Below are 18,749 nucleotides of genomic sequence, written 5' to 3' on the forward strand. Positions count from 1 at the left end.
TTCCTCGGTCAGGGGATTGGCATATTGTTCAAACGAATTTCAGGTAGCCGGATGAGGATACATGTCGCGCTTCGATGGATACTTCCTGCGGCAACTGCTGATTCTGTTCGGCTTTTTCACTCTGATTCTGGTGGGGGTTTTCTGGATCACCCGCTCGGTCAGCCTGTTTGACCGTGTCATCAGCGGTGGTCAATCGGCCATGGTGTTTCTTGAATTTACCGCTCTTACTTTGCCGACGCTGATCCGTACGGTGATGCCCATGGCCGTATTCGCAGCGGCCGTCTATGCCACCAACCGCCTGAGCCGTGAAAGCGAGCTTACGGTGATGCTGGCCACAGGTTCCAGCCCGTGGCGGCTGGCTCGCGCTGTGGTTCTGTTCGGTCTTGTTGCTGGTCTGATGATGGCCTCGATCAGTGTTTTCCTGCGCCCGGCCTCGGTCGATCTACTGGAAAAACGGCAGGCCGAAGTGGCGGGTGACGTCACAGCGCAGTTATTGAATGAAGGCGAATTCCTGCATCCTGCAAGTGACGTGACCGTCTATATTGGGGGGATTGATCTGGACGGGACTTTGCGCGAAGTCTTTGTTTCGGACCGGCGAGATAAAACCAGCCCGGTCAGCTATTCCAGCCAAACAGCTTATCTGGTCAATAACGGCTCGGGCATTCATCTGGTGATGGTTGACGGAGTTGCGCTGCGTCAGGACCGGCAGGGACGTACCCTGTCGTCTACACTGTTTCAGGACGCGTCCTATGACATCTCAGAATTGACGAGTACAGACAACGCGGCCGAGCGAAGCCTCGAGGCCATTCCCACCGCAGAGCTGTTGCGCGACCGGGCTGCGATCGCGGCAGCAGAAGGGTTCACTGAGGGCGCGTTGATCGACGAGCTGCATCAGCGATTTTCGTGGATCACCATTTGTATCGCGGTCGCAATGGCGGGCTATGCAACCCTTATGTTGGGCAGCTTTTCCAGATTTGGCCTGTGGCCACAGATTTTTGGAGCATTCATAATTCTGGTCCTTTTGGAAGGTATGCGTGGCTTTGTGTCCCCGTTGGTGATCGAAGACCCGAAATTGTGGCTATTGCTCTATTTGCCTGCCGTCATGGGCATATTGATCTCGTGCCTGTTTCTTTTGATTGCAGGTCGTCCGCTTCTGCGCGTGCGCGCAAGAAAACACTCGCGGGCATTGTCCCAAGCCTGAAGTTACGGCGCATTTCGGCGCAATGTTCTTCGGCCAAGCTAATTCGTTTTTTCGCTCAGGTTTTCTGCGTTAGGCTGCGGTTGGATGATCAGTCAAAAGGACCGGACCATGCTGGACAAAACCCACAAACCCACCTGGACCAGCTTTGAAGAGGCGACCAAGGCCGATTGGGACGCCGTCATGGAATACGAAGAGGCCTATAACGCCGCGTTGCCGGACAGGATACTGGATGCGATCCGTTCGCTGGACGAGGATTGGACGCCCTATCCCGTGAACCGCTATCAGCACAGCCTGCAGGCCGCGACGCGCGCCTATGAGGATGGGGCGGAAGAAGAGCTGGTCGTCGCAGCGCTGATCCACGACACCGGCGATATCCTGTCTCCCTATAACCATGGAGAGCTGTCAGCGGCGATGATGAAGCCCTATGTCAGCCAGAAAACCCATTGGATTCTCAAACATCACTGCGTGTTCCAGGGCTATTACTACAATCACCACCTGGGCGGAGACCGCAACGCCCGCGACAAGTACCGCGACAGTCCTTATTGGGAGGCCTGCCGCTATTTCTGCCATGAATACGACCAAAAGGCGTTCGATCCGGATTACCCGACCAAACCGTTGGAGTTCTTCGAGCCGATGCTGCGCCGTGTCCTAAGCCGCGGCGAGGGGCATATGGAGTTGAACGAAACCGCCGAAGGTTAGCAGGCGGCCATCAGACGGTAGACGATCTGTGCGGCGGTAAAGTCCCAGGCGGCATTGCCGTCCGGGGCCAGCTCGACTACATCGAACCCCACGCATTTGCGCCCCCGAAGGGCATGCTCGACCAGTTGCAGCGCCTGATAATAGCCCAAGCCGCCGGGCACGGGTGTTCCTGTGGCTGGCATTTGCGAAGGGTCCAGCCCGTCGACATCAAAGCTGACATAGACCAGTTCGGGGAAATCCTTAGGCAGATCGACCGCGTTGATGTTACCGGTGACCAGCTCCTCGGCATCAATGTGGAACACGTTGTTCTTCACCCGGCTCTGCGCCTCTTCGGTCGAAAAGGCCCGGACGCCGAATTGGGCCAGTCGGACGCCTTCTTGGGCCAGCAGGTGCATGACCGAGGCATGGCTGTGCTTTTCACCCTGATACGTGTCGCGCAGGTCCGCATGCGCATCAATCTGGACGATCCCGATCGGTTGGTTCAACGCGCGGGCCACGCCCATCACCGCACCGTAGCTCAGCGAATGCTCACCGCCCAGAGTGACTGGCACTTTACCAGCGCGAATGGCGGCTTCGGTGCGCAGGGCAAGGCGTTCCATCACTGCAGGCATAGGGCCGTCACAGTTCAAAGGTTCCTCAGTGAAAATACCCTTTGTGCAAGGCTCGGCAAGGCCGGTGATGCGCTCAAGCTCGTTGCTGGCCTCGATGATCGCCGCCGGGCCACCGGCAGTACCCGAGCCGTAGGATACCGTGCGCTCCAGCGGTACTGGGATTACACGAAACCGGGCGTTTTTGGTCCGTTCCGATGTGGTCAGTTCACTGTCGAGGAAAACGCTCATGAGAGCCTCTCTTTAAAGTCGTCATAGCCGAACTGTTTGATAATTTTCAACGCGCCGGTTTCGCTGTTCCACAGGGCGATTGTGGGCAGGGGGACACCGTTGAAGGTGTTGGTCTTGACCATCGAATAATGCGCCTGATCTAGGAAGGCAAAGCGTTGGCCGATCTCAAGCGGTTTGTCCCACGTATAGTCGCCGATCACATCCCCCGCCAGACAGGACGGGCCGCCCAGACGGTAGGTATGGCCTGCCTCGGCCTCGTCCATCAGGGCCGGGCGATAGGGGGCTTCGATCACGTCCGGCATGTGGCAGGTGGCCGAAATGTCGGTGATCGCAAGGGTCATGCCATTGGTCGGCAGGTCAAGGATTTCACCGACCAGAATCCCCGCATCCAGTGCCACAGCCTCGCCGGGTTCAAGATAGACGTCGACGTCATGGGTTTCGCGGATCTCCTTGATGAACGCGATCAACCCATCACGATCATAGTCGTCACGGGTGATATGGTGGCCACCGCCGAAGTTCAGCCATTTGAGATGACCCAGGAACGGGGCGAGTTTTGGTGCAACGGCTTCCCATGTGCGCATCAAGGGCTCGAACCCTTGTTCGCAAAGTGTATGCATATGAAGGCCGTCCACACCAACCATGATTTCATGGCTTAGTTGGCTGACCGGTGTGCCCAGACGCGAACAGGGCGCGCAGGGGTCGTATTTGGGGATTTCGCCTTCGGAATGTTCCGGATTGATGCGCAGGCCGGCTTGTACTTTGGCGGCCTGTGCCTTGGCTAGGAACCGGTCCTTTTGCGCGGGCGAGTTGAAGATGACATGGTTGGACAGCGACAGGATTTCATCCATGTCCGCTTCCTTGTAGCCCGCGCAGAAGGTGGCGACTTCGCCGCCATATTCTTCTCGGCCTAAACGCGCCTCATAGATACCGCTGGCGCAGGTACCGTCAAGATGTTGGCGGACCAGCGGAGCAAGCGAGAACATTGAGAACGCTTTGAGGGCACCGAGGACATGGGCGCCGGACCTGCTGCCGACGTCGGACAAGATCACCAGATTGCGCTCAACCGCCTTTTGGTCAACCACAAAGCAAGGCGTTGGCACGCGGTTGAGGTCGAAATTGCGGAAGGCTCCAGCATCCCCGGCTTGTGTGGTCATCATTTCTGCCATGATAATCCAGTCCCTTTCATTCTAACTGCGGCCCCTTAAAGTTCGACGCAGTTTCAGATGAGGCCCATCATCCAAAGTGGTATAATGAATGACAGGATATGAGCAGTGGTAGCGACAGGATTTTCTACTGCCACAAGAATGCTAGACTTTTCCAAGCGGAACATTTTGACCGTGTCTGTCCTGTACCGCTTCGATAAAATAAGAAGGAGCGCATAGGTTCCGAACATCGACCCGATCAGAATTGCCATTTGCTGATCTGACGACATTGCTTCTATTCGCTCCCTCTTTAATATGATGACGGTTGAGCTTTAGAATTCGACCGGACCATCCAGTTCGTGAACCTGCCATGGCAAGCCATGTGCGTTTAGCATGTCCATGAAATCATCCGGGTCGAGCTGTTCTATGTTCCACACACCCGGCTGCGTCCAGTTACCTTTGAGCACTTGTGCGGCACCGATCATTGCCGGGACACCAGTGGTGTAGCTGACGGCTTGGCTACCGACTTCGGCGTAGCATTCCTCGTGGTCACAGATGTTGTAGATGTAATAGGTCTTCTCGCCCGAGCCATCCTTGGCCTGACCTGTAGCGATGTCGCCAATGCAGGCCTTGCCCTTGGTTTCCGCACCCAGATCGCCGGGATCAGGCAGCAGGGTTTTCAAGAATTGGATCGGAATAATTTCCTTGCCGTCATGCATTACCGGGTCGATGCGGGTCATGCCGACATTTTCCAGCACTTTGGCATGGGTGATATAGGCGTCGCCGAAAGTCATCCAGAAGCGGGCGCGCTCGATCTCGGGGAAATGGGTGGAGAGGCTCTCCAGCTCCTCGTGATACATCAGGTACATGTTTTTGGGGCCGATGGCGGGGAAGTCGAACTCGACCTTATGGGTCATGGCGGGGGAGTGTTTCCATTCGCCAGCTTCCCAATGGCGCACTTCGGCCAACACTTCGCGCAGGTTGATCTCGGGGTTGAAGTTGGTGGCGAATTCCTGATCGTTGCTGCCGCCATTGGCGTCCAGAACGTCGATCTGGCGGATCGTATCCAGCTTGTGTTTTCTCAACCACGTCGCAAAGACAGACGTCACGCCCGGATCAAAGCCCGAACCGAGGATGGCGGTCAGTCCTGCCTGTTTGAACCGATCCTGATAGGCCCATTGCCAGTGATACTCGAACTTGGCTTCATCCTCGGGCTCGTAATTTGCGGTGTCGATGTAGTGGATGCCCGCCTCAAGGCACGCGTCCATCAACACGAGGTCCTGATAGGGCAGGGCCAGGTTCACGAGGACCTCGGCACCGGTGTCCTTGATCAGTTTGACCGTGTCCGCGACCTTATAAGCGTCCAGCTCCGCAGTAGCGATATCAACGCCCACACGCTCTTTCACGGCCTTGGCAATGGCGTCGCATTTCGACTTGGTGCGGCTGGCCAGCGTGATTTCAGTGAAGATGTCCGAATTCATCGCCATCTTGTGCACCGCAGCGTGAGAGACGCCGCCCGCGCCGACAACCAGCGTTTTGCCACTCAAAGTTCCCATGGGGTCGTCTCCTCTCGGGGGTTATTCGTAATAGGTGTAGCCATTGATCGAGTCGCGATATGCGCTCATCAGGGTCTTGCGGTCTTTGGCCAGCAGAGTACCGGTCGAGATCGCCTCGTCCACCATTTTGCGGAAGGCGGCGACACAGTCGGCCGGATCAAACTCGACATAGGACAGGACCTGACCAATGGTATCGCCTTCTTGCTCGTGCAGCAGATCGAAACCGCCATCAGAGCGCAGGTCGATGGTAACCACATTGGTGTCGCCGAACAGGTTGTGCAGATCGCCCAGCGTTTCCTGATAAGCACCAACAAAGAAGACGCCCATGAAGTATTCGTCATTCTCGGGCAGGGAATGTACCGGCAGGCTGGGCGAGACACCCTCGGCCAGAATAAACCGGTCGATCTTGCCGTCGCTGTCGCAAGTGATATCGGACAGCACCGCGCGGCGGTCGGGCGTTTCGTTCAGACCCTGCAGCGGCACGATCGGGTGTAGCTGGTCAATGGCCCAGACGTCGGGCAGCGATTGGAACAGCGAGAAATTGCAGTGATAGATATCAGCCACTTTTTCCAACTGTTCGTCGACATCCGTGTCGAGCTCATCACTGGCAGCCAACGCCTTGAGGCGGGCCATCAATGACAGATAAATGCGTTCGGCGCGCGCCATCTGGCGCAGGTCGATATATCCGCGGCGGAACAGGGCGCGCAGCTCGTTGCGATAGAAGGTGGCATCGTTCCAGCACTCTTGCAACCGGTCGCTGGAGAGGTATCCGTGCACAGCTGCAAGGTCTGACACCAGATGATGGTCATCCGCCTCGACTTCCGGCCCATCCGGCGCGTCATAAAGCGTGCTTTCCAGCACGTTGAACACCAGCATGGATGAGGTCGCAACGATAGCGCGCCCGCTTTCGGTGACCAATGTGGGGTGCTCGACCTCGGCTTCATCCATGGCATAGGCGACGGTTTCGACCACGTTGGCGCAGTATTCTTCGACCGTGTAGTTGATCGAGTTTTCGGCGGCTTTCTTTTCGCCCGTGTAATCCACGCCCATGCCGCCACCCAAGTCCAGATGGGTCAGCGGTACGCCTTCGCGGGTCAGTTCGGTATAGTATCGGCAGGCCTCACCCACGGCGCGGCGCACGTCGTTGACGTCCTGCACCTGCGATCCAAGATGCGAGTGCTGCAGCTTCAGGCAGTGCAGCAATCCGGCGGCCTTCAGCTTGTCCACCGTGGCGACCAGTTGATCGGTGTTCATACCAAAGGCGGAACGGTCGCCCGAGCTTTCTTCCCATTTCCCGCTGATCTGGTTGGTCAGTTTAACCCGTACCCCGATCAGCGGTTCGATGCCCAGTTGGTTATAGACTTCGATAACCGTGTCGGCCTCTTTCGGGCTTTCCAGCACGATCACCGTATTGAACCCGATTTTACGGCTGAGGATGGCCAGCTGGATAAACTCGGCATCCTTGACGCCGTTGCAGACGATCAGCGCCTCATTGGCCAGACGATGGGCAAGCGCGACCACAAGTTCCGGTTTCGAGCCAGCCTCAAGGCCATAATTGTACTTCTTCCCAAACTCGACGATCCGGTCGACCACCTGAGCCTGTTGGTTGACCTTGATCGGAAAGACACCGCGATAGCTGCTTTTGTACCCAACCCGGGCAATCGCCTCTGCAAAGCTTTCGTTAATATGGGCAATCTCGTGCTCCAGATAGGAGCTGACGCGCAGGATCATCGGAGCCTTGATGCCGCGATCGTCCAGATCACGCAGAATGCCGGGCAGGCTGATTGCAGCAGTCTCTGGTGCAAGGGGATTGCGCAGGCCGATTTCGCCGTCTTCCGTCACCTCGATGAGGTCTTTGCCCCATTTCTCAACCCCGTAGATGGAATGCGGTGCGTCGGGCGTCTGTTTCAATCAAGTCTGTCCTTAACCTAGGGTGCCTGCTTCGCGCCCGCCAATACGGCAGCAATTCGATTCGTCCAAGTGTAATCTATGTGACGGGTTTTTCCGAATTTATACAGGCAGACCAACGGGAACCAGATGGTTATCCCACTGACAATCCGGACGGGCGGAAATGCGGGCCTTGGCAGAAAGCGCTCCGACCAGCCCGGTGCCTGTGGTGAAGACAAAACCGGAAGGCCCGGCACCCAGGCCGCAAACATCTTCAAGCGGGGTCGTGTCGTTAAGTTGACCGGTCAAGCTGTCGAACCGGAGCAAACTGTTGCCGCGAGGGCAGGTGATGGCGATGGTTTTGCCGTCCCCTGCAAAAGCAATGCTGCCAGCGTAACCCTGCAAGGCACTTTGCACCGATTCCGGGGCTGCAAGCAGGCGCGGAGCCTCGCCTCTTTTGTGCAGTCCCAGCAAAGGCGGGTGGTTTGACTTGTTGCCCTGCCATTGCATTGCAAACCCGACCAGACCGTCGGATCGAACGGCAAGGTGTCGGATCGAATTTTTTTGCAGTGTCCGGGGCAGCTCTATCTGTTCCAGGACCGAGCCTGACAGACTCAGATAGGCTAGGCGCGGTTGCATGATGGGCAGATTCAGCTTGGTTCGGCCCATTTCAGGATGTGTTTCAATGCCGCCATTTGCGATGATCAGAGTTTCCCCATCCGGCATGAGCCGCATATCATGCGGCCCGACCCCGCCTGAAGAAAACTCGCCCAACCGCGTGTAGTCCTCCGAGTCCCAGACGCCAATCACACCCTCACCGGCCTCATAGTCGTTTTCGGTGGTGAACAGATGGGTTCCATCCCGGGAAAACGCGCCATGGCCATAGAAATGGCGGCCTTTGGGAGCATCCATCCGTGCGGTTTGGGTTCCGCTCTTGCAATCGATCACCACGCCAAAGGTGCCAGGGCGGCGGGCGAAAGCCACGGCTTGCGCGCGTAAGGGATGCGCCGCAGCGGCATGGCCGCGCGCCGGCAGGGGGAGAGAGAATAAGATACCGCCTTCAGAACTCAGGCCCGCCAGCCGATAGGTGCCGTCCGGAAACAGCGCCGCCGCCAGGAAATCTGGCGCGCCGACAGTCGGCCAACCTTGTGTTGGGGCAAGGCTAGCTGCAGCCAGGCCCGCAAGGAATTGACGGCGGCTTGTCATGGCTTAGTCCCCGTCCAGCGAATTGAACCCGGCGCTGATACCCAAGGTCGGGCCCAGCTTGGTTGCTGCAATCGTGCGGATGTCGTTGATCATCTGCTGCAAAGCCTCTACCCGGATTCGACCGGATGGCGTTGAGACTCCGGCCAGTGTAGGGTCGTCTAACTCACGCATGCGGATGATAGCCTTGTCGAACGCATTATCCAAATCAGCGGCAATCTGCGGATGATCTGCGGACAGCCGGGTGGCCAGATCGCGCAGCGTGATCAATGACAGTTCGACCTGGCGTAGTGACCGTTCAGACCTGCGCGCTTCGGCCCGATTGGGGTGGGGGTGCTCTAGGGTGCCCATGGGGCGTCCAAGGCGTGTTTCGGCGGTGAATTCCAATCCGGTGATCAGAGCTTTGTAAAGTTCCTGCATGGCCTCATCAGCAGACCGGTAAGGACTGTCTCCGCCGGGCATGGTCAGGTTGGCAGAGAAAGGTTGCCAGTCGTGATCCATCGCCTTGGCATTGCGGTTTATATCTGCAGCAATCGCCCGGATCAAAGCGCATCGATAGGCCCTGTCGCCCTGATCCGCGAGGGCTGGGTCGAATAGCATCATTTCAAGCGCAAGAAACCCGCGTCCCGCGATCGAAGCCTCGGCATAGGCCTCGGGGGTGTCAACCACCGCGTCTTGGGTGGCAATCAGGCCCGATAGGGATTTGGGTGTAAACCCTTTTGTGTCTGGCCAGAATGCCATTGCAAATGCGCGGTCATCGACCTCGGAGGGGCCAAAGCGCAAGTGGCTTACCGTGACCCAGCGGTCGAATGCCAGGTGATAGGCTGCACGAAGGTTCGGTGAAGCGGCTGTGCAATCCGCCTGCGCGGCCGCATCCAGCGCAGCTGTTGCGTCAGATAGCTGTGCGTATCCGGGAAGAATGTGCCTTTCAACAACATCTGTCAGGATCTGGCTGGGATTTTGCGCCAAGGCTGACAGGGGCAGAATAAGGGCAATGGCCAGGCCGAGGGCACGCATCAGAGGCTCTCCAGAAAGCGGATCAAAGCGTCGCGGTCGGGTTTTGGCATAGACACAACGGTGTCGCGCGCCGGTTGTGCCTCTCCGCCGTGCCACAAAATAGCTTCCAACAGCGACTGCGCCCGCCCGTCATGCAGAAATTGTGTGTGGCCAGAGACCTGCCCCGTCAGGCCGACCCCCCAAAGCGGGGGTGTGCGCCATTCCCGGCCTGTTGCGCGTGCTTCGGGTCGGTTGTCGGCCAGACCATCGCCCATGTCATGCAGCAGAAGATCCGTATAGGGCCAGATCAGCTGAAAACTGTGCTCGGGCCGGTCGTCCATCCGGTGGGTGACATAGGATGGCGTGTGGCACGAGGCGCAGCCGGTATCGAAGAACACCTGCTTGCCGTGAAGGACCTGCGGGTCACCGATATCGCGCCGCGCGGGTACGCCCAGATTGCGGCTGTAAAACGCAACGAGGTCCATGCCCAGTTGGTCGATTTCAAACACGCGGTCATCGTTGTCCCCATGGGGCGCGCCAACGCAATCCACCTGCAATTCCGTACACTCCCCATGGCCAGCAGGGTAAAGCGGGCTTGAGATGCCGATATCCCCTGCGAAAGCTGCAGCAGACTGCTCCATTATCGTAGGCATCCCGGCTTTGTGGCCGAACCGGCCCATCATCGGTTCACCGTATTCGGTTGACCAAACGATGTTGGGGCGGCCGGAAATACCATCGCCATCCGCGTCATCCGGGTCGGCTTGGGCCAGCAGGTCCTGCACGGGAATTGCCTCAAGCAATCCCAGACCGATCATCTGCGGAGCCACGCGCGGGCTCAGCATCGCCTCCGGGTGCAGCGGGCCATATCCAAGATCCGCCGCGGTATAGGTCGGGCTGCGGAGAATGACCGTTTCGCCGTCTGATAGCGCGACAGGAAGGTCTTCATAGGTGATGTCCAGCCGGTACTCGGCGGGGTGGCCCGCAAGGGCCAGATCCTGCATCTGCCCGCCGTAATTGGGTTCGGGCTGAGTGGCGATGTAGTCCGCGATTTCATCGATTGCGCCGCCACCGGGGATTGAGACCCGAAGGAACATCGAAACAGCCCCGTCATCGGGCCCATTTGGTGTGTGGCCGCGCCCGTCCTTGATGTGACATCGTTGGCAAGAGCGCGCGTTGTACAATGGCCCCAAACCGTCCGAGGCCAGGGTCGAGGAAGGCGAAGACACCCAGATTTTCTTGAACAGCCCGTTGCCGACCTTGAAATCCAGTTCCTGTTCGAATTTCAGATTGCCCGAAGGTTGCGAAAATGCATCTGCGTCCTGACGTGCCCTTACGGTTGCGGCACCGGCGGGCAGGTCCTCGAACCGTTGCGCGGCGTCGAAATCCGTGGGCGCGGCGATCACATCCGCGATCCGGGCCTTTTCATCTTCGGTTCTGGGTTGGAAGTTGAGATGCAGATCCTGCAGTTCAGCCGACAGGATCGGGGTGGCTGCAATCGCAGCCACCGCCACAAGCGAGAGCTTACTCGCCTTCGTCCATTTTCGATGCGTTAAGTTGCGCATAATTGGCTTCGCCAATCCTTTCGTACAAATCAAGCTGTGTTTCGAGGAAGTCGATGTGGCCTTCTTCGTCACTGATCAGGTTCTCGAACAGAGACATAGTGACGTAGTCGCCCGCCTCTCGACAATATTCACGGGCCTCAACGTACAGGGCACGCGCATCATTCTCGGCAGCCAAATCACATTCCAGAGTTTCCTTCGGGGTCTGTCCAATCCGAAGCGGGTCCAGTTTCTGCAGGTTGGGGTGACCTTCCAGAAAGATTATGCGCTCGATCAGCTTGTCGGCATGGCCCATCTCTTCGATGCTTTCCTCACGGCTTTTCTTTGCCATGTGGGTCAGGCCCCAATCCTCTTGCAGACGGTAATGCAGCCAATACTGGCTGACTGCCGTCAGTTCATGCCGCAGAGATTTGTTGAGGTATTCTATGACTTTGGGATCGCCCTTCATCTACACTCTCCTGTGATGCCTTGGTGCGTAATGCACAAAGCTGCATGGGGACTTCCAGATTATCGCTGGAGCGCATGGTGTCTAGGAAAAGCGGCATGCATCCGCCACAATCCGCTGATTTTCCAAGGGCATGATAGATCTTGCCAGGGGTTATGACTGCCCTAGGGTCGGAAACGCGCATCCAGTCGATGGCGGCATGAATCTCGGTGTCTGTGATCTTGGTGCAATGGCAGACGATCATGGAGGTGGCGCTCTGGTTTGTATTCTGACTATATTAGTCAGTTATTAAGTGCATGTCCTGCGGCATACTGTCAGTTAGCCGAAAATGAGTTGGGGGCGGGATAATCCTCCGCCCCCGAACCGCTAGGTTTACTGGAAAACAGCCGTCGGGTTGTCCAGGCTTTCAGAACCTTCGAACTCAATCTGATCGACGTCCAGAATGGTGACGATCCGCTCGATTGTCTTGGTCTGGTCCACCAGCCCGTTCACACCGCCCATGATCAAAACTTCGCCACCTTCGTTGCCGCGTTCCAGCATCTGGTCATAGGCGAACCCGGCCTCGGCTGTGGATTTGATCCGACCCAGCGCCTGCATTGTGTTGGCCAGCTTCAGCTTCATCTCGGCGTCCAGAGATGGGTCGGAGGCAATCACCAAGTCCGAAAGCGATGCGCCGCTGACAGGAGTTCCGTCGATGCGGGTATAGCTGCCTAAATAGACGTTCTGAATGCCAAGACCATCATAGTAGTGGCTGTTATGCGTGTTGTCCGAGAAGCAGTCATGCTCTTCCTCGGGATCGTTCAACATCAAGCCAAGACGCATCCGCTCACCGGCCTGCTCACCATAGGACAGCGAGCCCATTCCGGTGAGGATCGCGCTTATTCCTGCGCTCTCATTTTCGGTCAGGGCAGTTCGGGCCGCACCTCCGTCCTGCCATTGGGTCGCCATCCATTCCAAATCGGTGACCAGCAGTTCAGTCACGGCCTCAAGGTACTGGGCGCGGCGGTCACAGTTACCGCCGGTGCAGGCATCACCTTGGGCATAGTCCGTCCATGGACGGCTACCCGCGCCTTCACCGTGGCCGTTCAGGTCCTGGCCCCACAACAGGAACTCAATCGCGTGGTAACCAGTGGCGACGTTGGCCTCGATCCCGTCTGCCTCGTGCAAAGTGCCCGACAGCAGTTCCGGGGTGATGTCGTTGGCATCGATTGGTTCGCCTGAAAGTTCAAAGCTTGGGTTGGCGATGACGTTCAATGCGGCGAACTCATTCTCGTCGCTCGGGCCGCCGTAGGTGGTGTCTACATAGTCGATCAAGCCCTCATCCAAGGGCCATGCGTTCACTTTACCTTCCCAATCATCAACGATCGCATTTCCGAACCGATAAACCTCGGTCTGCTGATAAGGGACGCGGGCCGCAATCCAAGCGGATCGGGCGGCATTCAGTGTTGCGTCGTTTGGCGCGGAAATCAGCGCGGTCACGGCGCGCTGCAGCGATTTGGCTGCAATCAGGCTGTCATCGTACTTCGCCTCGGCGATATTGGCGTAAGTATTCAGAACATCTGCTTTCGAGGGGGTCTCGGTTGCAAAAGCAGAGGTGGCGGTCATCAGAGCCATGGCGCTTGTCAGGATCAGGGGGGTATTCATTGGGGGGTAGTCTTTCTTGTCAGATAACAATGGGTTCGCGCGATGCGACGTTCGGCCAATTAACTGATAGAAATAGTCAACTAAGTCAATCTGAGTTTTATAGTCAGGTAAATTGTGAGCGAAAATAGCTCATTCCTACCCAAATCTAGTGGGCTTTGGTGTATTGTGACGCGATTGCGCGAATGTTTTTTCAGTTTAGAGTCGCTTAGTTGATTCTTTTCAGATGGTTCCATGGTCATGAAGTTCTTAGTGTTTGTTTTAACGCTTTTCCCGGTAAACGCGTTGCCTCAGTCCCAGGTTGCAAATCAGCACGAGCATGGGCAGGGACGATTGGCGGTTTCCTTTTCGGAAGCCGGGATTTCAATTTCCCTTGTGGTTCCCGGTCTTGACGTCCTGGGGTTCGAAGGTCCAGCGGAAACCGAAGGCGATCAGGCCTCGGTCGCCGGAGCCATTTCCGAATTGTCTAACCCGCTTGATCTGTTCAGTTTGCCTGAAGAGGCGGGGTGTTTCACTGTCTCGGCCAATGTCACCCTGTCTGGTGAAGGGTTGGGACCGGTCGTAGACAACGGATCAAATGTGCATACCGAATTCAGGGCAGACTATCAGATGCAATGCCAGGACATGACGCATCTGGACCACGTCACCTTTCCTTATTTTGACCGCTTTCAACGTGCTGAATCTCTGATTGTTCAGATCGACAAATCCGGGAAGGTTGATCGTCACACCGTGACGCGCGACGCGCCTGATTTAGACCTCAACACAGGCCTGTAATTCGGCAAAGAATGCAAAGGCTTTGCTGCCGGAATAGGTAGAGCTTTCTTGCGTTCTTCAGCACCAGTTCCCAGTGCAAAGGCCATCGCATGTCTGAAGCCAGAGAACCCCGCATCCAACGTTAGTCTTCTTGCACCCACCGGCAAGGCATTCCTGCATTGCCCCACAATCATTGTGCCACCACATACAGGATCTCGAAGACGAACATGTGCAGGTAGGCGGCGCGCCTTTGGCAATTTCGATAATCGAGCTATCGCAAGCATTGTCGCCGAGTTGCTGCGTATATTTATGAAACACCGAGTGATCTGGAAAAACCTTCTCGATCACAGGCGACAACTCCTCAAGACGAGAAGTGGCCGTATGGTTCGCTTTGTCTTCCGAGTAGCAGTCAGGATTGAGTAACTCCTGAAGCTCGGAAAGTAATCGGCACTGAGACTTGTCAGACAGTGCCGCAATGCCTTCACTAAGCCGGTCTTGCCACACTGCCGCCTGAACAGCGGCGGGAAGGCAGTCAAAAATTGACTTCTGTTCGGCGATGTTCAATGCCGACAAGCCGATCCGAAATTTTGAGATAGATGATACGGGATTGTACATAGTAGCCCCCTTTTCTAAGGGGCCATCATAACACATTTTTCGTTTGCGCGTTTGTCCCGACCTTCTGAGGGCGCAGAGAACAGGCTGAAGCAAGGGCTCGATAAGCCTTGGTATGTCCTTAGAAGCTAGATCGAGGACGAAGTCGGAAAGAGAGCGTTTTGGCTTGCTTTTGTGATGGCAGAGTCGCCAGCACCATCACAAATTAACTGGGTTTCTTTAGGTCTTGGTACAGCGTATCAGCTGCACCGGTGCAAACCCGGATTCCCGCTGATTTGAACTGTGAACTCAACGCTCAGTTATGAAGGACAATCCAGACACGAGCTGTCTCAATCCAATTGCGGCACCTGCAAAGATTGCAGCGAATGTTACGGGCGCGCTGTAGGCCAAAATTGAGAATGCAGATATGCCTTGCCCGACGCTGCAACCAACCGCGATGATCGCACCTGGACCCATAATCGCAGCGCCCAGCATTTGCCGCTTGAGTTCACGTGGATCTTCGCATGCTTCCCATCGGAAATGGCCCTTAGACCACGACCCCAGAAACGCGCCAATGAGAACACCGGAGACTGATCCGACCGCAAAGGACAAAGTGTTTCCGGACGCAGTCATAAGGTAGAATATAGTGTCACCCAGGGGTGCCGCGAAGGTATGGGTTTGCACCGGCTCACCATCGAAACCATGTGTCGCAACCCAATTCGTGCCAAGCCAGCCCGAAACGATTGCCAGTCCAACTACAGACCCCCAAAACACCTGTGCCGGAGTGCGGCGGAAGCGATGGCTTGCCAAAGCATAAAACACCAAAGTAACACCGATAACAGAGCCAATGAGCCAAGCTGGAATAGAGGTCAACCGTTCGGCAAGAAAGCTAATGCTCTGGGGGCCATTGAGATCCATTTCCTCTGGAAATATCCATACCCGCAGATAGGCGAGGGGTCCGGACATTACGACGTAAGCGGAAAGACCCATGATCAAAACAATAACGAATGATCGAAGGTCACCACCTCCCAGCCTTGCCAGCGCGCCATAGCCGCAGTTACCGCAGATGGCCATTCCGTACCCGAACATGAGGCCCCCCACGATCGAACCGAGTGGGTTCCAGGTCTGCGCAAGATACCTTGTTCCGACAGGGTCAAGTCCCCCCAATGCCATAGCTGTGTGGCTGCCGACAATCGCAACACCGATTGCCATTGCCCACATGCGAAGCCGCCGGTCATCATCCGCGTAAAGGTAGTCTTCGATTGCACCCAACGTGCAAAAACGGCCGATGCGTGCGGCCAATCCCAATACGATGCCACCAATCAAACCGATCAGAGCAACGGTATTTGTGTCTCCCAATGCTTCGAGCATTGCCAGTCTCCTCCCAAAGCTGGCGGCTTTCTGACCGGCTTCTACTTCTCCCTGCAGAAAAGGTCGTAAACGACTTCCAGGATTTGGGTCGAACGATCATCAGCCAATCTGTAGTAGATCGTTTTCCCCTCGCGTCGTGTCTTCACCAAGCCCTCGAAGCGTAAGCGGGAGAGTTGTTGAGATACCGCGGCTTGACGCGCTGAGAGCATTTCCTCCATCTGCGTGACCGATTTTTCCCCTGACGACAGATAACACAAAATCATCAGGCGCCCCTCATGGCTGATTGCCTTGAGGAAATTTGACGCGGTCTGAGCATTCTCCATCATTCTGTCCATGTCTTCGGCGCACATGTCCTTGGAGAACACAGGCAGGTTCGAAGATTTGTCCAACAAGATCGCCTCGCTTTCATGGCTTCACGCATTCAAAACAGTTTATGTAATATACCGCAGTTTATCCAGAGGTCTCAATTAGTATCCCAGCGTCGCGCAGTAAAACGCCCAACAAACCCCAGAAAAAATCTTCACCGGGATAGCCTTCGATTCGTCCGACCTCTCGGCCATTGTCCAACAGAACAAAGGTTGGTGTGTAGTAGAGAGGCCGTTCCAATGTGATGTCGTCAGGCATGGCTGCGCGGATATCGACACGCCGAAGCGGTGCTGCATTTCCTTCGGGTGTCTTAGGGTAGATTTCTGAAATTTCGGAGTCCCAGCGGGCGCACCACATGCACCCATCTTCTTCTGCCATCAGAAGTGTCATTTCGGCCCGTAAAGCCACGGGAAAAACAAGCAACGTGATCGCAAGCAAACGTAGGATTAGGTGGCGCATCCAAAGCTCCGATTGACCGCAGTGACATATCTTTATAATTTTGAATGTGTGAATAATAGCGCGTCAGGACAGGTTTGACCATGCTCGACATTACTTTTGCAGGAGCTTTGGTCGCCGGACTTTTGTCCTTTCTGTCGCCTTGCATCCTGCCAATTGTGCCGTTTTACCTTAGTTATCTGGCTGGTGTCGGGATGGAGCAGATTTCTGCGACATCCGCTATTTCCGGCGAGGTTCGCCGCCGGGCAACGCTTGCTGCAATCGCATTTGCGGCAGGAATCATAACCATCTTTATGGCTCTCGGGGCCACGGCTTCGATATTTGGTCAGCTGGTACGAGAATACTTCGATATTCTGCGTTGGATTGCTGCAGCCATCATCATAGCGATGGGCCTGCATTTCCTGGGGTTAATTCGCATCGGGTTCCTGTATCGGCAGTTACGTGCAGATATTGGCGAGACATCAAACGTGAGCCTCGCTGGGGCATATGTACTTGGATTGGCATTTGCTTTTGGCTGGACGCCCTGTGTTGGGCCGGTGCTCGCTGCAATCCTGTTTACAGCGGCCGGAACTGAAACGGCTTGGCGGGGCGCGGGGCTTCTGTTCGTTTACGGGGTTGGAATGACTGCACCGTTTGTTCTGGCGGCCTTTTTGGTTCGCCCCTTCATGCAATGGATGGTGCGGTTCAGGAAGCACTTGCCGCAGATCGAAATGGCAATGGGGGGGCTGTTGATCCTGTTCGGGGTCCTGATCGCAACCAACTCGATCAATCACATAGCACAATGGATGCTGGACTATATGCCCTGGATTGCGGCCATTGGTTAATCCGGGAGGAAGACATGAAACGCACTTTGTCAGTTTTGATCGCATGCATGATAGGGGCTGCAGTCTCTGCTGCTGATCTGGGCGACGATGGATTGCATAAAACACCGTGGATGCGTGATACGTTCAAAGATCTTCGCGAGGATCTTGAAGAGGCGTCAGGTGAAGGTAAGCGGTTGGTTTTGTTCATTGAACAACGGGGCTGCATCTACTGTAAAAAGATGCACGAAGAGGTTTTCCCACAGCCCGACCTGGCGGCGTTTATCGAAGAGAACTTTTTTGTCGTCCAGCTGGATTTGCATGGAAGCACCACTGCCACTGATTTTGACGGAGAAGAGAGTGAGCAAAGAGCGCTGATGCGCAAATGGGGGATTCTGTTTACCCCAACGCTTGTTTTTCTGCCGGAAGAGGTGCCCGAGGCTGCCTCAGCCATCGATGCTGCCGTTGCTGTAATGCCGGGAGCATTCTCCAAGGGAACAACCTTAGACCTTTTCACCTGGGTCGATCAGAAGCGATATGAACTTGATAATGGCGAAGATTTCCAAAGGTATCACGCGCGGCGCATTCAGGAGCGAAACAATATTTCGCAGGAGTGAGATTGGACGTTACAGATAAAAAAATTCATTATGATGAATTTGATGTTGCGATGAACCATGTTCGTCGACTACGGTGCACAAAGTCTTTGGGTCGCAAAGCGCCACAGGCGCGGTAGCAAATGGGAGGGATCATGAAGCTGAGACTCTTAACACTGGCATCCGCTATGATGGGCGTTGCCGCATTTGCCGAAGAGACAAGTCCGAAAGACGTACCCTATGACGACTATGGTGCAATCGAGGTCTCTCTGACCGATGTTAATGGTGACGCGGCAAACGGTGCACTCATCGTTGGCGACAAGTCCAAAGGCAATTGCGTGGCATGCCACGCGGTCTCAGCTTTGGCGGACATTCCGTTCCATGGTGAGGTTGGCCCGATGCTGGATGGCGCCGGTGATCGTTGGACCGAAGCAGAGCTTCGCGGTTTAGTCGCAAACGCAAAAATGACGTTCGAAGGCACGGTAATGCCGGCGTTCTACAAGGATGACGGTTATATCCGGCCAGGCGATGCCTATACGGGCAAAGCGCCAACGGCGCCTCTAACGACGATCCTGACTGCACAGGAAATTGAGGACGTGGTCGCGTTTCTAGCGACACTGAAAGAGGAATAATCTCGCCTTCTGGCGTGGC

At 56.0% G+C, this 18,749-nt stretch carries 20 protein-coding genes; 6 read left to right on the top strand and 14 right to left on the bottom strand.

The features are described 5' to 3' along the window. Positions 1–61: 61 nt before the first annotated feature. Together lptF and AC2FIP_RS09175 are read left to right on the top strand one after the other, a co-directional pair. Positions 62–1,201: an LPS export ABC transporter permease LptF gene (lptF, locus tag AC2FIP_RS09170; RefSeq protein ID WP_142635808.1), complete on the top strand. Its 1,140-nt coding sequence runs from the start codon at positions 62–64 to the stop codon at positions 1,199–1,201. A 108-nt stretch (positions 1,202–1,309) separates the two neighbouring features. Then, complete coding sequence (locus AC2FIP_RS09175) at positions 1,310–1,900, top strand: HD domain-containing protein (RefSeq protein WP_496786072.1); 591 nt, start codon at positions 1,310–1,312, stop codon at positions 1,898–1,900. On the opposite strand, the gene speB is transcribed toward AC2FIP_RS09175, so the two are convergent. From speB to AC2FIP_RS09225, 10 genes are all read right to left on the bottom strand, one after another. Then, positions 1,897–2,739: an agmatinase gene (gene speB / locus AC2FIP_RS09180; protein ID WP_496786074.1), complete on the bottom strand. Its 843-nt coding sequence runs from the start codon at positions 2,737–2,739 to the stop codon at positions 1,897–1,899. The genes AC2FIP_RS09175 and speB overlap by 4 nt on opposite strands. Continuing rightward, on the bottom strand, positions 2,736–3,905 hold the full coding sequence (nspC, locus tag AC2FIP_RS09185) for a carboxynorspermidine decarboxylase (RefSeq protein ID WP_496786076.1): 1,170 nt from the start codon (positions 3,903–3,905) through the stop codon (positions 2,736–2,738). Before nspC ends, speB begins: the two co-directional genes overlap by 4 nt. Before the next feature lie 308 nt (positions 3,906–4,213). After that, entirely contained in the window at positions 4,214–5,437 is a 1,224-nt protein-coding gene (locus AC2FIP_RS09190) for a saccharopine dehydrogenase family protein (protein ID WP_496786077.1), read from the bottom strand. A gap of 21 nt (positions 5,438–5,458) precedes the next feature. Beyond that, positions 5,459–7,348 (bottom strand): biosynthetic arginine decarboxylase, encoded by a 1,890-nt coding sequence (gene speA / locus AC2FIP_RS09195; protein WP_496786078.1) that lies wholly within the window; start codon positions 7,346–7,348, stop codon positions 5,459–5,461. A gap of 99 nt (positions 7,349–7,447) precedes the next feature. Then, complete coding sequence (locus AC2FIP_RS09200) at positions 7,448–8,530, bottom strand: DUF1513 domain-containing protein (protein WP_496786080.1); 1,083 nt, start codon at positions 8,528–8,530, stop codon at positions 7,448–7,450. Positions 8,531–8,533: 3 nt separating this feature from the next. After that, positions 8,534–9,544, bottom strand: a complete 1,011-nt coding sequence (locus tag AC2FIP_RS09205; RefSeq protein ID WP_496786081.1) for an imelysin family protein — start codon at positions 9,542–9,544, stop codon at positions 8,534–8,536. Next, the gene (locus AC2FIP_RS09210) at positions 9,544–11,085 is read right to left on the bottom strand and encodes a di-heme oxidoreductase family protein (RefSeq protein WP_496786082.1); all 1,542 of its coding nucleotides are present in this window, start codon (positions 11,083–11,085) and stop codon (positions 9,544–9,546) included. The genes AC2FIP_RS09205 and AC2FIP_RS09210 overlap by 1 nt, the downstream gene beginning before the upstream one ends. Further along, complete coding sequence (gene bfr / locus AC2FIP_RS09215) at positions 11,045–11,530, bottom strand: bacterioferritin (RefSeq protein WP_142635826.1); 486 nt, start codon at positions 11,528–11,530, stop codon at positions 11,045–11,047. The genes AC2FIP_RS09210 and bfr overlap by 41 nt, the downstream gene beginning before the upstream one ends. Then, positions 11,478–11,771: a (2Fe-2S)-binding protein gene (locus AC2FIP_RS09220; RefSeq protein WP_496700718.1), complete on the bottom strand. Its 294-nt coding sequence runs from the start codon at positions 11,769–11,771 to the stop codon at positions 11,478–11,480. Before AC2FIP_RS09220 ends, bfr begins: the two co-directional genes overlap by 53 nt. 128 nt (positions 11,772–11,899) lie before the next feature. Next, entirely contained in the window at positions 11,900–13,171 is a 1,272-nt protein-coding gene (locus AC2FIP_RS09225) for an imelysin family protein (protein ID WP_496696193.1), read from the bottom strand. 249 nt (positions 13,172–13,420) lie between these two features. Between AC2FIP_RS09225 and AC2FIP_RS09230 the strand changes: the two genes are divergently transcribed. Further along, entirely contained in the window at positions 13,421–13,942 is a 522-nt protein-coding gene (locus AC2FIP_RS09230) for a ZrgA family zinc uptake protein (protein ID WP_496706352.1), read from the top strand. A gap of 57 nt (positions 13,943–13,999) precedes the next feature. Here the strand turns inward: AC2FIP_RS09230 and AC2FIP_RS09235 are convergent, their stop codons facing one another. The 4 genes from AC2FIP_RS09235 to AC2FIP_RS09250 all read right to left on the bottom strand — a co-directional run bounded on the left by AC2FIP_RS09235 (position 14,000) and on the right by AC2FIP_RS09250 (position 16,708). Beyond that, the gene (locus AC2FIP_RS09235; protein WP_496696190.1) at positions 14,000–14,536 is read right to left on the bottom strand and encodes a bacteriocin fulvocin C-related protein; all 537 of its coding nucleotides are present in this window, start codon (positions 14,534–14,536) and stop codon (positions 14,000–14,002) included. A gap of 285 nt (positions 14,537–14,821) precedes the next feature. Further along, the gene (locus tag AC2FIP_RS09240; RefSeq protein WP_496786084.1) at positions 14,822–15,883 is read right to left on the bottom strand and encodes a YeeE/YedE family protein; all 1,062 of its coding nucleotides are present in this window, start codon (positions 15,881–15,883) and stop codon (positions 14,822–14,824) included. A 41-nt stretch (positions 15,884–15,924) separates the two neighbouring features. Further along, positions 15,925–16,233 carry an ArsR/SmtB family transcription factor gene (locus AC2FIP_RS09245; protein ID WP_142635976.1) on the bottom strand — a complete coding sequence of 103 codons (309 nt, stop codon included), beginning with the start codon at positions 16,231–16,233 and terminating at the stop codon, positions 15,925–15,927. A gap of 100 nt (positions 16,234–16,333) precedes the next feature. Continuing rightward, positions 16,334–16,708: a hypothetical protein gene (locus tag AC2FIP_RS09250; RefSeq protein WP_496786086.1), complete on the bottom strand. Its 375-nt coding sequence runs from the start codon at positions 16,706–16,708 to the stop codon at positions 16,334–16,336. Between the two features lie 80 nt (positions 16,709–16,788). Between AC2FIP_RS09250 and AC2FIP_RS09255 the strand changes: the two genes are divergently transcribed. The 3 genes from AC2FIP_RS09255 to soxX all read left to right on the top strand — a co-directional run bounded on the left by AC2FIP_RS09255 (position 16,789) and on the right by soxX (position 18,730). After that, positions 16,789–17,529, top strand: coding sequence for a cytochrome c biogenesis CcdA family protein (locus AC2FIP_RS09255; protein WP_496786088.1), 741 nt, complete (start codon positions 16,789–16,791; stop codon positions 17,527–17,529). 14 nt (positions 17,530–17,543) lie between these two features. Continuing rightward, positions 17,544–18,122, top strand: a complete 579-nt coding sequence (locus AC2FIP_RS09260) for a thioredoxin family protein (RefSeq protein WP_496688793.1) — start codon at positions 17,544–17,546, stop codon at positions 18,120–18,122. 131 nt (positions 18,123–18,253) lie between these two features. Then, positions 18,254–18,730, top strand: coding sequence for a sulfur oxidation c-type cytochrome SoxX (gene soxX / locus AC2FIP_RS09265; protein ID WP_142635844.1), 477 nt, complete (start codon positions 18,254–18,256; stop codon positions 18,728–18,730). Positions 18,731–18,749 lie beyond the last annotated feature (19 nt).

This window comes from Ruegeria sp. CDSB114 (genome assembly GCF_059611025.1).

What these genes read in the sequence shown, in the direction of transcription:
- nspC (WP_496786076.1), bottom strand. Translation starts at nt 3,905, where the DNA reads ATGGCAGAAATGATGACCACACAAGCCGGGGATGCTGGAGCCTTCCGC.
- speB (WP_496786074.1), bottom strand. Translation starts at nt 2,739, where the DNA reads ATGAGCGTTTTCCTCGACAGTGAACTGACCACATCGGAACGGACCAAA.
- AC2FIP_RS09245 (WP_142635976.1), bottom strand. Translation starts at nt 16,233, where the DNA reads ATGTGCGCCGAAGACATGGACAGAATGATGGAGAATGCTCAGACCGCG.
- AC2FIP_RS09250 (WP_496786086.1), bottom strand. Translation starts at nt 16,708, where the DNA reads ATGCGCCACCTAATCCTACGTTTGCTTGCGATCACGTTGCTTGTTTTT.
- AC2FIP_RS09255 (WP_496786088.1), top strand. Translation starts at nt 16,789, where the DNA reads ATGCTCGACATTACTTTTGCAGGAGCTTTGGTCGCCGGACTTTTGTCC.
- AC2FIP_RS09260 (WP_496688793.1), top strand. Translation starts at nt 17,544, where the DNA reads ATGAAACGCACTTTGTCAGTTTTGATCGCATGCATGATAGGGGCTGCA.
- AC2FIP_RS09210 (WP_496786082.1), bottom strand. Translation starts at nt 11,085, where the DNA reads ATGCGCAACTTAACGCATCGAAAATGGACGAAGGCGAGTAAGCTCTCG.
- soxX (WP_142635844.1), top strand. Translation starts at nt 18,254, where the DNA reads ATGAAGCTGAGACTCTTAACACTGGCATCCGCTATGATGGGCGTTGCC.
- AC2FIP_RS09200 (WP_496786080.1), bottom strand. Translation starts at nt 8,530, where the DNA reads ATGACAAGCCGCCGTCAATTCCTTGCGGGCCTGGCTGCAGCTAGCCTT.
- AC2FIP_RS09190 (WP_496786077.1), bottom strand. Translation starts at nt 5,437, where the DNA reads ATGGGAACTTTGAGTGGCAAAACGCTGGTTGTCGGCGCGGGCGGCGTC.
- lptF (WP_142635808.1), top strand. Translation starts at nt 62, where the DNA reads ATGTCGCGCTTCGATGGATACTTCCTGCGGCAACTGCTGATTCTGTTC.
- bfr (WP_142635826.1), bottom strand. Translation starts at nt 11,530, where the DNA reads ATGAAGGGCGATCCCAAAGTCATAGAATACCTCAACAAATCTCTGCGG.
- AC2FIP_RS09220 (WP_496700718.1), bottom strand. Translation starts at nt 11,771, where the DNA reads ATGATCGTCTGCCATTGCACCAAGATCACAGACACCGAGATTCATGCC.
- AC2FIP_RS09175 (WP_496786072.1), top strand. Translation starts at nt 1,310, where the DNA reads ATGCTGGACAAAACCCACAAACCCACCTGGACCAGCTTTGAAGAGGCG.
- AC2FIP_RS09235 (WP_496696190.1), bottom strand. Translation starts at nt 14,536, where the DNA reads ATGTACAATCCCGTATCATCTATCTCAAAATTTCGGATCGGCTTGTCG.
- AC2FIP_RS09225 (WP_496696193.1), bottom strand. Translation starts at nt 13,171, where the DNA reads ATGAATACCCCCCTGATCCTGACAAGCGCCATGGCTCTGATGACCGCC.
- AC2FIP_RS09240 (WP_496786084.1), bottom strand. Translation starts at nt 15,883, where the DNA reads ATGCTCGAAGCATTGGGAGACACAAATACCGTTGCTCTGATCGGTTTG.
- AC2FIP_RS09205 (WP_496786081.1), bottom strand. Translation starts at nt 9,544, where the DNA reads ATGCGTGCCCTCGGCCTGGCCATTGCCCTTATTCTGCCCCTGTCAGCC.